This is a genomic window from Amycolatopsis sp. NPDC004747, assembly GCF_053601335.1.
The window spans coordinates 168,469-180,979 of the sequence record NZ_JBSGBQ010000015.1 but is presented as its reverse complement, the minus strand read 5'-3'; the positions used below and the strand labels follow the sequence as shown (position 1 = coordinate 180,979).

The 12,511-nt window shown below is 72.7% G+C and carries 8 protein-coding genes; 7 read left to right on the top strand and 1 reads right to left on the bottom strand.

Annotation, left to right across the window (positions count from 1 at the left end):
- The first annotated feature begins 54 nt into the window (after positions 1-54).
- From ACWEGE_RS24915 to ACWEGE_RS24885, 7 genes are all read left to right on the top strand, one after another.
- Complete coding sequence (locus tag ACWEGE_RS24915) at positions 55-1,359, top strand: ABC transporter substrate-binding protein (RefSeq protein WP_449662853.1); 1,305 nt, start codon at positions 55-57, stop codon at positions 1,357-1,359.
- The gene (locus ACWEGE_RS24910) at positions 1,359-2,291 is read left to right on the top strand and encodes a carbohydrate ABC transporter permease (RefSeq protein WP_449662852.1); all 933 of its coding nucleotides are present in this window, start codon (positions 1,359-1,361) and stop codon (positions 2,289-2,291) included. Before ACWEGE_RS24915 ends, ACWEGE_RS24910 begins: the two co-directional genes overlap by 1 nt.
- Positions 2,292-2,332: 41 nt before the next feature.
- Complete coding sequence (locus tag ACWEGE_RS24905) at positions 2,333-3,142, top strand: carbohydrate ABC transporter permease (RefSeq protein ID WP_449662897.1); 810 nt, start codon at positions 2,333-2,335, stop codon at positions 3,140-3,142.
- On the top strand, positions 3,139-4,152 hold the full coding sequence (locus tag ACWEGE_RS24900) for a hydroxyacid dehydrogenase (RefSeq protein WP_449662851.1): 1,014 nt from the start codon (positions 3,139-3,141) through the stop codon (positions 4,150-4,152). The genes ACWEGE_RS24905 and ACWEGE_RS24900 overlap by 4 nt, the downstream gene beginning before the upstream one ends.
- Complete coding sequence (locus ACWEGE_RS24895; RefSeq protein WP_449662850.1) at positions 4,149-6,101, top strand: DUF2264 domain-containing protein; 1,953 nt, start codon at positions 4,149-4,151, stop codon at positions 6,099-6,101. The genes ACWEGE_RS24900 and ACWEGE_RS24895 overlap by 4 nt, the downstream gene beginning before the upstream one ends.
- Positions 6,102-6,149: 48 nt before the next feature.
- Entirely contained in the window at positions 6,150-7,391 is a 1,242-nt protein-coding gene (locus ACWEGE_RS24890; RefSeq protein ID WP_449662849.1) for a prolyl oligopeptidase family serine peptidase, read from the top strand.
- Between the two features lie 172 nt (positions 7,392-7,563).
- Positions 7,564-11,301 carry a glycoside hydrolase family 2 TIM barrel-domain containing protein gene (locus ACWEGE_RS24885; protein ID WP_449662848.1) on the top strand — a complete coding sequence of 1,246 codons (3,738 nt, stop codon included), beginning with the start codon at positions 7,564-7,566 and terminating at the stop codon, positions 11,299-11,301.
- Here the strand turns inward: ACWEGE_RS24885 and ACWEGE_RS24880 are convergent.
- Positions 11,264-12,451 (bottom strand): NAD(P)/FAD-dependent oxidoreductase, encoded by a 1,188-nt coding sequence (locus ACWEGE_RS24880; protein ID WP_449662847.1) that lies wholly within the window; start codon positions 12,449-12,451, stop codon positions 11,264-11,266. The two genes, ACWEGE_RS24885 and ACWEGE_RS24880, sit on opposite strands and share 38 nt — an antisense overlap.
- Positions 12,452-12,511 lie beyond the last annotated feature (60 nt).

The window sequence follows — 12,511 nt, the reverse complement described above, 5'->3', positions numbered from 1 at the left end:
ACTCGCACTATGGCACACCCCGACAGTGACAGGCATCACTTCGACGGAGGAGCAATGACGCTTCAGGGGTTCAACCGCCGGACGTTCCTCGCGGCCACGGGCGGGCTCGCGGCCGGCGGGCTGCTCGGCGGCTGCGCCTCGACGACCACCGCGTCCGGCGCGACCCGCGTGACCATCTGGTCGTGGCTCACCGGCATGGACAAGTACGTCGCCGCGTTCAACGCCGCCCACCCGGACATTTCGGTGGAGCTCAACGTGATCGCGGCCGGCCTGAAGGGCGGGTACGCCCAGCAGGCCAACGCGCTGCGCGCCCACAACGCCCCGGACATCCTGCACGCGGAGTACCAGGGCCTGCCGCAGCTGCTGACCACCGGCGGGCTGCGGGACCTCACCGGCGACCTCGCGGACCTCGAGCGCGGGTACTCCCCCGCGGCCTGGCAGGGCGTCCGGCCCGGCGGCCGCACCTGGGCGGTGCCGATGGACCTCGCCCCGATGGTGCTCTACTACCGCAAGGACCTCTTCGACTCCCACGGCATCGCCGTCCCCCGCACGTGGGACGACTTCCGCGCCGCCGCCCAGGCCGTGAAGAAGGCCGACCCGGCCGCGCGCGTGACGACGTTCCCGCTCAACGACGGCTCGTTCTTCGCCGGGATGTGCTGGCAGGCGGGCGATCCCTGGTGGCGGGTCGACGGCGGCTCCTGGCGGGTGGACATCGACGGCGCGGGCACCCTGCGCACCGCGGACTACTGGCAGGGCCTGATCCGCGACGGCCTGGTCGCCACCGCCCCGACCGGCGACCAGGACTGGATCGGCGCGATGCACACCGGCCGGCTGTGGGGGCTGCTCGGCGCGTCGTGGAGCGTCGGCACCCTCGGCAAGTCCATCCCGAAGGACAAGGGCCGGTGGGCGATCACCACGATGCCGACCTGGGACGGCGTGCCCGCCAACGGTGTCCAGGGCGGCAGCGCGTTCGCCGTCTCCGCCGAAAGTGAGGTGCCCGATGCCGCCGTGAAGTTCCTGCGCTGGCTGAGCACCGACCCGGCCGTCGCGAAGATCGGCACCACGTTCACCACCCCCTTCCCGGGCTACCTGCCCAGCCGGGACGTCGCCCGGAAGGCGTACAAGGGCGGCTTCTTCCTCGGCGACCCGGTGTACGACGTGCTCGACGAAGCCGCCCGGCGCGTCCCGGACTGGACGTGGGGGCCCAACTCCCTGCGGACGTTCTCGGCCGTGCAGGACCACCTTGGCGGGGTGAAGACCGGCGGCACGACCATGGCCACCGCCGTCCGGCAGACGCAGGCCGGCGCCGTCGCCGAGCTGCGCGAGCGGGGATTGACCGTGCTGGAAGGGAAAGCCTGATGACCGTCCTCACCCCGGAACGCGCGGCGGGCGCGCCGGCACCGGTCCGCTCCGGCGCCCCGGTGCGGGGCCGCCGTGGCCGCGGGCGCGCCGGCCTCGTGCTGGCGGCGCCGTTCGCGATCCTGCTGACCGCCACCGTGCTCGTCCCGATCGGGTACGCGCTCTACCTGAGCCTGTTCACCGATCGCCTGTCCGGCCTGGGTTTCTCCGGTCCCACGCAGGCGTTCGTCGCCCTCGGCAACTACGTCGACGTGCTCACCGACAGCGCCTTCCACGCCGGCCTCGGCAACGTGGCGCTGTTCGTCGTGGTGCACATCCCGATCATGCTCGGCCTGGCGCTCGTGCTGGCGCTGCTGATCGACTCCGCGGTCGTGCGGCTCAAGCGGGTCTTCTCGCTCGCCGTGTTCCTGCCCTACGCGGTGCCGACCGTGATCACCGGGCTCATCTGGGCCTACCTCTACAGCCCCGGCTCCGGGCTGACCGCGCTGCTGCCGTTCGACCCGCTGGGCAAGACCGGCATCGTGGCCTCGATCGTCAACATCGCGACCTGGCAGTGGGTCGGCTACAACATGATCATCTTCTACACCGCGCTGCAGGCCGTCCCCCGCGACGTCCTCGAGGCCGCGCGCGCCGACGGCGCCGGGGGCTTCCGGACGGCGTGGTCGGTGAAGGTCCCGATGATCCGGCCGACGATGTTCGTCGCGCTGGTGTTCACCGTGATCGGGTCCCTGCAGCTGTTCACCGAACCCCTGGTGCTGCGCGGGTTCACCGGTTCGGTGACGAGCACCTGGTCGCCGAGCCTCTACGTGTACGAAGCCGCGTTCATCGCCAACGACTACGGCCGCGCGGCCGCCGCGAGCGTGCTGCTGGCCCTGGTTTCCGCCCTGCTCTCGGCGCTGGTCATGCGCCTGTCCGCCAGGAGGTCCCGGTGACCCTGTCCCCAGTCGGTTCGCGGTGGACGTCCCGCACGGTCGTGCACATCCTGCTGGTACTGGCCGCGCTGTACGCGGTGCTGCCGCTGGTCTGGCTGGTCACCTCGGCCACCAAGTCCGTCGGCGACTTCTCCACGACCGGCGCGTTCGAATTCGGGCAGTTCGACCTGGGCGCCAACCTCGGCGCGCTGTTCACCCAGGAGAACGGTGTCTTCCTCGCCTGGATCCGCAATTCGCTGCTCTACGCCGGGCTCGGCGCGGTGCTCGGCTCGCTGATCTGCGCCGCCTGCGGGTACGCGATCGCGAAGCTCGACTTCCCGGGCCGCCGCGCGCTGTTCGCGGTGACGCTGGCCGGGGTGCTCGTGCCGACCACCGCGCTGGCCCTGCCGCTGTACCTGCTGGCGTCGCAGCTGGAGGTGGTCGGCACGTTCTGGGCGGTGTTCATCCCCTTGCTCACCAACCCCTTCGGCGTCTACCTCGCCCGCGTCTACGCCGAGGCCGCGGTGCCCGGCGAGGTGCTCGAAGCCGCCCGGACCGACGGGGCGGGCGAGCTGCGGACGTTCTTCACCATCGCGCTGCCGATGATGCGGCCCGGCCTGGTGACCGTCTTCCTGTTCCAGTTCGTCGGGATCTGGAACAACTTCTTCCTGCCGCTGGTGATGCTCACCGACCCGAAGCTGTTCCCGATGAGCCTCGGCCTCTACCAGTGGAGCACGCGCGTGACCCAGTTCCCGCAGTACAACCCGCTCGTCATCACCGGCTCCCTGCTGGCCGTGCTGCCGCTGGTGGTCGCGTTCGTGCTGCTGCACCGGCAATGGCGGTCCGGGCTGGCGGCGGGCAGCGTCAAGTGACGCGCCTTCCGGAGACCCTGCTCGTGATGGGGCGGGACACGGCCGCGCTGCAGTTCGGCGACGCGGAGCTGGCGCGGCTGCGCGCCACGGCCCGGCTGGGCGAGCCGCTGTGCACCGACGAGCTCGACTCGGCGCCGGTGCGCGCCCGGCTGGCCGAGGTGGAGGTGCTGATCACGTCGTGGGGCTGTCCCCCGCTCGACGACGCGGTGCTGCGGGCCGCACCGAAGCTGCGGGCGGTGCTGCACGCGGCGGGCAGCGTCCGCGACCACGTCGGCGCGGCGGTGTTCGACCGCGGCCTGCTGGTCACCACGGCCGCCGACGCCAACGCCGAGCCGGTCGCCCAGTACACGCTGGGCGCGATCCTGTGGGCGTTCAAGAAAGTGCCGTTCCTGGCCGCGGACGCCCGGGAGTTCCGGGAGGACTGGGGGTACCGCGACCGGCGGGGCGAGCTGTCCGGCCGCGACCGGACGGTGGTGCTGGTCGGGTTTTCCCGCGTCGGCCGCCGGGTCGCCGCGCTGCTGCGGCTGCTGGACCTGGCCCGGGTGCTCGTCGTCGACCCGGTGGCCGACGCGCGCGAAATCCGGGCGGCCGGCGCCGAACCCGCGGCACTGGCGGAAGCCCTGCCACAGGCGGACGTGCTGAGCCTGCACGCCCCGTCGCTGCCGGAGACGCGGCACCTGATCGGCGCCGCCCAGCTGGCCGCCCTGCCGCCCGGCGCGGTGCTGGTCAACACCGCGCGGGGCGCGCTCGTCGACACTGCGGCGCTCGAACACGCCTGCGCCGCGGACGGGCTGCACGCGGTTCTCGACGTCACCGAGCCCGAGCCGCTGCCCGCCGGCTCGCCGCTCTACGACCTGCCCAACGTGGTGCTGACGCCGCACGTGGCGGGTTCGCTCGGCGCGGAAACCCGCCGGATGAGCGCCGAGGCACTCGGCGAGCTGGAGCGTTACGCGGCGGGCCTGCCGCCCCGGGCCCCGGTGACCCGGCACTCCCTGGCCGTGCAGGCATGACCCCCGCCGAGGACCGGCGGCTTTCGCCGTACACCGGCTGGACCCGCGAGCACCACGCGGCGCTGGCCGACCGGCTGCTCGCGGCGGCCGGGCAGTACCGTTCGCCGTCGGGCGCCCGGATCGACCTGCCCGGGCCGGCCAGCCGCAACGGCCGGGTTTCGGACGGCCTGGAGGGATTCGCCCGGACCTTCCTGATCGCCGGCTTCCGCGTGGCCGGGGAGGGCGGCGCGGACCCCGGTGGCCTCCTGGAGCACTACGCGCGCGGGCTGGCCGCCGGCACCGATCCGGCGTCGCCCGAGGCGTGGCCGCCGCCCGGCGAGCTCGGCCAGGCCAAGGTGGAGGCCGCGTCGATCGCGCTGGTGCTCCAGCTGACCCGGCCGTGGCTGTGGGACCGCCTCGACGACGGCGTCCGCGACCGGGTCGTCGCCTGGCTCGCGACGGTGATCGGACAGCCCTACCCGCCGATCAACTGGGTGTGGTTCCGGATCGTCGTGGAGTCGTTCCTGCGTGAGGCGGGCGGCCCGTGGTCGGCGGCGGACATCGAGGAGGACCTCGCCGTGCACGCGTCGCTGCGGCGGCCGGGCGGCTGGCTCAGCGACGGCGACGAGCGCGCCTACGACCACTACACGGGCTGGGCCCTGCACCTGTACCCGTTGCTGTGGACGCACTTGTTCGACGTCACCGGGTCCCTGTGCCCCGGCTCGCTGCGGCACCGGTGGGCCGCGGACCTGCGGGACTACCTCGACGACGCCGTCCGGCTGGTGGGCGGCGACGGCTCGCCGCTGTTGCAGGGCCGCAGCCTGGTCTACCGCTTCGCGGCCGCGGCGCCGTTCTGGGTGGGCGCGTTCACCGGGACTTCGCACCTGCCGCCCGGCCTGACGCGCCGGGTGGCGGGCGGGATGGTGCGGCACTTCGGCGCTCCCGACGGTCTGCTGAGCCTGGGCTGGCACCACGCCTGGCCCGCGATGCGCCAGGCGTACTCGGGGCCCGGTTCGCCGTACTGGGCGGCCAAAGGGCTGCTGGGGCTGGCCCTGCCCGCGCACCATCCCGTGTGGACGGACGTCGAGGAGCCGCTGCCGATCGAGACCGGCGACGTCGCCCGCGTCGTCACCGCGCCCGGCTGGCTCGTTTCGGGACGGCGTCGCGACGGCATCGCCCTGGTGGTCAACCACGGCACGGACCACGCCCGCCCGGGCGACCCGCGGTCCGACTCGCCGCTCTACGCCCGGCTCGGGTACTCCACGGCCACGGTCCCGCCACTCGGTTCCTTGCCCGACAACGCGGTGTACGTGCTGGACGCCGACGGCCGGGCGAGCCACCGGGCCGGGTTCTCGACGTGCTACGCGCTCGAGCTGCCGGGCGGGATCATGGCGGCGGCGTCCCGGGGGCGGGTCCGCTGGGTGGACACCGCCGCCGACGACTCCCCCGACCACGGCTCGGGTCGCCGCGGGCCCGTGGTGCCCGGGCCGTTCCTGACGGTCGTGTCGGTGGTGCGGCACGGCGTCGAGGTGCGGCTCGCGCGCCTCGACGACGTGGGCGATTCCGTTCGTTCGCTGCGGCTGAGCGGCTGGCCGGTGTCGGGCGGAACCCGGCCGGAAACCGGGGCGGCCTCCGCGTCGACCCCGGATCTCCGGTCGGAGCTGCGTCCGCTGAACGGCTTCACGACGGCGGACGTGGCGGTCGAGTCCGGTGTCTCTCCCTTGGGTGAGTGGACCGCGATCCCGTTCCTCGCCACCGAGGGACCACCGGAACCGGGAGCCGTGTACGCCGCCGTGGTGGTCTTGGACCGCGGTGGCCCGGACGATCCCGATCCGTCGTCGGCGGTCGACGCGGGCGGCCGCGTGGTCACGCTGACCTGGCCCGACGGCGTGACGGCCGAAATCGCCTTGGCAGAGCCGGGTTCGAGCATTGCGCCACCCCGGTCATCCTGCCGTGAAACCGCTTTCTGAACCCTCGATCGGCGATACGATGGAGCGCGCCCGGACAAAGGAGTTCGCATGGTGAACGCGTTCAGCCGTCGCACCGCACTGGCCACCGGGGCGGGCCTCGCCGCCGGACTGGCGTTGCCGGGCCTCGCCCACGCCGGGCAGACCGGCAGCGTGCGCTTCACCCTCGGCGCCGAAACGCTCGACGGCGGCGAACAGATCACCTCGATCACCCTGGAGACCGCGCGGACCGGGCCGATCGATCCCGCGAGCCTGACCACCGGCACGTTCGGCGTGCACGCCAAGGCCACCAGCCCGATCGACACCGGCGGCCAGGACGTCGGCTACGACCTCGACCGGGCCGTCACCGCGGCGCGGCTCGACCCCCGCGGCAACATCGTGCTCGCCCTGAGCCACGCCGAAGGCAGGCCCGGCGGCAACACCCTCGGCTACGTCAACGCCAAGAGCCGCAACGTCCGGCTCGACCTGGTCTACACCATCACGCAGAACGCCCCCGTCCGGCTGCGGCACGGCCGCCCGGTCACCTTCACCTCGTTCACCCAGGGCCGGCTGGCCAACCCCGAAGCCGACGCCTTCACCCACCACACCGCACGTTCGGGGATGAAGTACCGGCTGTACTCGCCGGCGGCCGGACGTGGCAGGCGCCCCTTGATCGTCTGGCTCCACGGCGGCGGCGAAGGCGCCTCCCTGCCCGACGGCTACTACGACAACGAGACCACGTTGCGCGCCAACCGGGGCGCGCTGGGGTTCGCCACCCGGGAAGCCCAGTCGATCTTCGACGGCGCCCACGTCGTCGTCCCCCAGAGCACGTCCGCCTGGATGGACGACGGGCCCCGCTTCGCGCCCCTCATCCACGAAATCATCCGCGAGGTGGCGAGCACGCGGGCCGTCGACCCCGGCCGCGTCCTGGTCGCCGGCTGCAGCAACGGCGGCTACATGAGCCTGAAGATGACCACGGTCTACCCCCGGACGTTCGCGGCGTCGGTGCCGATCTGCGGCGTCGTCACCGGCCGCAAGGCGGGCGACCCGCCGTTGATCCCCGACGCCGAGCTGGCCGCGATCGGCACCCCCACCTGGCTGGTGGCGTCCCTCGACGACGACACGGTGGACCCGCAGGCCAACACCGTCCACGCGCACGAGCTCATCCCCCGCTCGGAACTGACGCTCTACGACCACGTCATCCGCGACGGCCACCAGTTCCCCGGCCACTGGTCGTGGATCTACGTGGCCCGCAACGACCCGAGCACCGGCGGCACCCACCTCTGGCAGTGGATGGCCCGCAAGCACCGCTGACCCGTGTCGCCCCGCCAATCACGCGTGATGCCCCTCCAATCACGCGTGTCGCCCCTCCAATCACGCGTGATGCCTGGTTCCGCACCGAATGTCCTATTGACCTTGTTCGGGGCTTCCTGTTCCATCTTGTTGGGTTCTGCCCGGATCTTGTCGGAACATGGAGGTTCCTCCCGTGCGGCTGCGCGCTCTGAGTGTGGTCCTGCTGGCTCTCGCGGGGACCCTGGTGCCCGCCGGCCAGGGCGATGCGGCTGTCGGCGACGTCTACTCCTACCTCGAAGACCCGCGGAAGGTCGGCGAAGGCCAGGAGCCGCCGCACGCGTTCCTCGCCCCGTACGCCGACGTCGAGTCCGCCGTCCGGGGACCGGAACAGACGCCGTTCACCAAGACGCTCGACGGCCGGTGGCGGATCGCCATGGCGAACAACCCCGCCCAGGTCCCCGCCGGTTTCCACGACGCCGGGTACGACACCTCGGGCTGGCGGGAGGTCTCCGTGCCGCACACCTGGCAGACCGACGGCCTCGACCACCCCGTCTTCCGCAACATCGCCACCGAGATCCAGCCCGACGCCCCGCCCGAAGTGCCCCGGGACGTCAACCCGACCGCGGCCTACACCCGCGACTTCGACCTGCCCGCCGGCTGGGCCCAGCGTCGCACCTCCCTGCGCTTCGACGGCGTCACCTCGGCGTACTTCGTGTGGGTCAACGGCCAGTACATCGGGTACGACCAAGGCGGCTACACCCCCGCGGAGTTCGACATCTCCGCCGCGCTGCGGCCCGGCCCCAACCGGCTCGCCGTCCAGGTGCACCGCTGGAGCGCGGGTGCCTACCTCGAGGACTACGACCAGTGGCGGTACGCGGGCATCTTCCGGTCGGTGACGCTCACCTCCACGCCCGCGACGCACATCCGGGACGTCACGCTGCGGACCGACCTCGACCAGGCCTACACCGACGCGGTCCTGACCGCCGCCGTCGAGGTCGCGCGCAAACCGGGCGGGAGCACCGGGAAGCACACCGTCGGGCTCAGCCTGCGTGACAAAGCCGGCCGGGAGGTCGCCGCCACCTCCCAGGACGTCGAGGTCGGCGACACCGGCGCCGCGGCCGCCTTGACCCTGCCCGTGCGGAACCCCGCCAAGTGGACCGACGAGACGCCGAACCTCTACACCGCCGTGCTCACCCTGACCGGCCCGGACGGCCGGACCACCCACATCACCCGCGAAACCACCGGCTTCCGCGAGCTGGAAATCCGCGACAGGCAGCTGCTGGTCAACGGCAAGCGCGTGCTCTTCAAGGGCGTCAACCGCGCCGAGACCGACCCCGGCCACGGCCGGCACGTGCCCCGTGCGGCACAGGAACGCGACGTCGCGCTGATGGAGCAGCTCAACGTCAACGCCGTCCGCACGTCGCACTACCCGTCGGACCCGTACTTCTACCGGCTCGCCGACGAAAACGGCCTCTGGATCGACGACGAAGTCGACATAGAGACGCACAACCACGAGAACTGCGCGAGCTGGTGCCAGGCCGACCAGCCGGAATGGCGGGACGCCTTCCTCGACCGGCTGATCGGCATGGTGGAACGCGACAAGAACCACCCCAGCGTCTTCCTGTGGGACACCGGCAACGAAGCCGGCCTCGGCGCCCACCACTACGCGATGGCCGACTGGCTGCGGGCCAACGACCCGACGCGCCCGATCTACCACCAGTCCAACAACCCCGACGGCGACGCGCCCTACGCCGACGTCTGGGGCCCGCGGTACCCGTCCCCGGAGAAGTTCGCCGACCAGGCGGAGAAGACCACCAAGCCGCTCATCTTCGGCGAGTACGCGCACGCGATGGGCAACAGCCTCGGCAACTTCCGCGAGTTCTGGGACATCATCCGGGCCCACCCGCAGACCCAGGGCGGGTTCGTCTGGGACTGGGCCGAACAGAACATCCGGCAGCGGATCCGCGCGGTCCCGGACGGGTCCGGGCACGACATCGCCACGCACCTCTCCGGAACGGCGAAGCTCGTCGACGGCCACCGCGGCAAGGCCCTCGAACTGTCCGGTTTGGACGACTTCGCCGAGGTCTACCGCGACCGCAGGCTGGACCTCACCGGCACCGCGCTGACCCTGGACGCGTGGGTGAAACCGGGCAAGTGGACCGGCCAGTTCCCGATCATCGCCAAGGGCGACCACCAGTACACGCTGAAGCTGAAGAACGAAAACACGCTCGAGTTCTTCATCCACAGCGGCACCTGGATCGCGGTGCAGGCCCCGGTCCCGGCGGACTTCTACGGCAACTGGCACCGCGTCAGCGGCACCTACGACGGCGCCGTGCTCCGGTTGTACTTGGACGGCCGGGAAATCGGGCAGAAGGCGTTCAGCGGCCCGATCGACTCCTCGTCGGCCGAGGTGAACATCGGCCGCGACTTCGAGACGTCCTGGACGGACCCGTCGAACATCGGCTGGCTGGGCCGCGGCCTGGTGGACGACGTCCGGATCCACGACCGCGCGCTCACCCCGGCGGAGCTCGCGGGGCCGGCGCCGGCCCCGGGTGCCCTGCTGGCCCTCGACTTCGACAGCGTGACCGAGCGCGGGACGTACCTGTCCTACGGCTCCAGCCTGTCCGGTGTGGACGGACTGGTCGGCTCGGACCGCACGCCGCAGCCGGAAACCACGCAGCTGGCGTGGGCGCACCAGCCCCTGCGGTTCGCCTACGCCGAAGGCGTGCTGTCGGTGACGAACGAACGCCAGTTCAGCGACACCGGCGACGTCGACCTCAGGTGGCGCGTCACCGAGGGCTCGAAGACGATCACCGGCGGACAGCAGCCGCTGCGCGTCGCGGCGGCCACCACCGGCCGGGTCCCGCTGCCGGCCGAGGCGGGTGACCGCGAACGCTTCCTCACCGTCGAGGCGGTCGTCAAGACGCCGGCGCCGACGCTGCCCACGGGGCACGTCCTGGCGCACGACCAGTTCCCGCTCGGCGGCGCGCGGGTGCCCGGTCTCGACCCGGCCCCGCCCGGCTGGGGCCGGGTGACGACCGGGGAGACCGCGGACGCGGTCACCGTCCAGGCCGGTCCGGTCGGCTACCAGGTGGACAAGCGCACCGGGACGCTCTCCTCGATCAGGTCGCGGGGCACCGAACTGCTGGCGAGCGGGCCGAAGCTCGACGCCTGGCGCGCCCCGATCAGCAACGAGACGTTCGCCTGGGGCCGGGCCGAGGGCGAGGACTGGCGCAAGCTGGGGCTCGACCGCCTGCGGACCACGGTCGCCGGCGTGCGCGTGGAACGGGCGGGCAACAGCGTCAGCGTCGTGGTGGACAGCCGGGTGGCCGCGCCGGACGTGGCGGGCGCGTGGTTCGACCAGACCATGACGTACACAGTGGACTCGGCCGGCGTGCTGCGGCTGGGCCACAAGGTGACCCCGCAGGGCACGATCCGCACGCTGAACTACCTGCCGCGCATCGGGGTCTCGCTGGGCGTCCCGGACAGCTTCCGGCGGTTCAGCTGGTACGGCCGGACCGCGGAGAGCTACACCGACCGCAAGGACGGCACCCCGATCGCGGTGAACAAGTCCACTGTGGACGACCAATACATCGACTACCACCGCCCGCAGGACCACGGCAACCACACCGACGCGCGCTGGGCGCTGCTGACCGACGGGCGGCGGTCGGGGCTGCTGGTCAGCGGGATGCGGGACGTCAGCGTCACGCCGTACGACGACCTGGACCGGGCGGCCTACTCGTTCCAGCTGCAGCGGAACCCGGGCTGGTTCACGCTGCACGCCGAGCACGCGGTCACCGGCGTCGGCGACACGCCGAACCCGGTGCGGGAGAAGAGCCAGGTCGCGGCGGACCGGACCTACGAGTACACGCTGTCCCTGCGCCCGCTGAGCTTCACCGAGGCACGGACCGGCCTGCCCGCGGGCGGGTGACCTCGCCCGGTTCTCCGGCGGCGGCGAGGTGCCGGCGGCGGCCCGGCACGAGCATGGTGGGGTGCGCGACGCTCCAGGCCGCGGACCGGCAGACCAGTTCCTTGATCCGGGCGGCCGTCTTCCCGGTCACCGCGGAGGGCTTGGCCAGGTCGTCCGGGGTCACCTGCTGGATGACGGCGTCGTGGCGGCCGAGGCTCACGCACTGGACCGAGTAGCCGATCTTGTTCTCCGGCGCCGGGCGCCCGGTCAGGCGGGCGGCGATGGCGTCGGCCGCCAGGTGCGCCGTCGGAATCCCCGAAGCGCAGGACATCCGCAGCGGTGTGCCGTGCCCGCCCCGGGCGTACACGGCGTCGCCGACGGCGTAGACGTCCGGGTGCGAGACCGACCGCATCGTGTCGTCGACGACGATCTGCCCCGTCTCGGCGACCGCCAGGGTGGTGGCCGCGGCGATCGGGTGGACGGCGAACCCCGCCGTCCAGACGGTCACCCCGGCCGGGATCGTGCGGCCGTCGGCGGTGCCCGCGGCGGCCGGCTCGACCCTCGTGACAGCCGTGTCCTCGTGCACGGTGACGCCGAGCCGGTCGAACGCCCGCCGCAGGTGGTTTCGGCCCTTCTCGCTCAGCCAGTCGCCGAGGCCGCCGCGGGTGGCGAGGGCGACGTCGAGGTCCGGCCGGGCTTCCGCGATCTCCGCGGCGGCTTCGATGCCGGTGAGGCCACCGCCGGCGACGAGCACGGTCCCGCCCGCGGCGAGGCCGGCCAGCCGCTCGCGCACCCGCAGCGCGGACTCCTTGCCCGCGACGCTGTGGGCGTGCTCCGGAACGGCGGCGGCGGTGCTGCCGAGGGCGTAGACGAGCGTGTCGTAGGCGATCTCTTCGCCGCCGTCGAGGGCGACGGTCCGGTGTTCGGCGTCCACGGCGGCGACCCGCGCGATCCGCACCCGGACGCCGGTGCCCGCGAAGACGTCGGTCAGCAGGCGGGGTTTCAGGTCCTGCCCGGTCGCCAGCTGGTGCATGCGGACGCGCTCGACGAACTCGGGGTCGGCGTTCACCAGGGTGACCTCGGTGTCGGCGGGGTGCAGCCGCCTGGCGAGCCGCCCGGCGGCATTGGCTCCGGCGTACCCGGCCCCGAGGACGACGATGCGGTGCTTCATGGTTCTGCTCCTTGTCCGGTCGGTGTGTGCTCCCTGAACCGGACAGCGGCGCGAAATCTG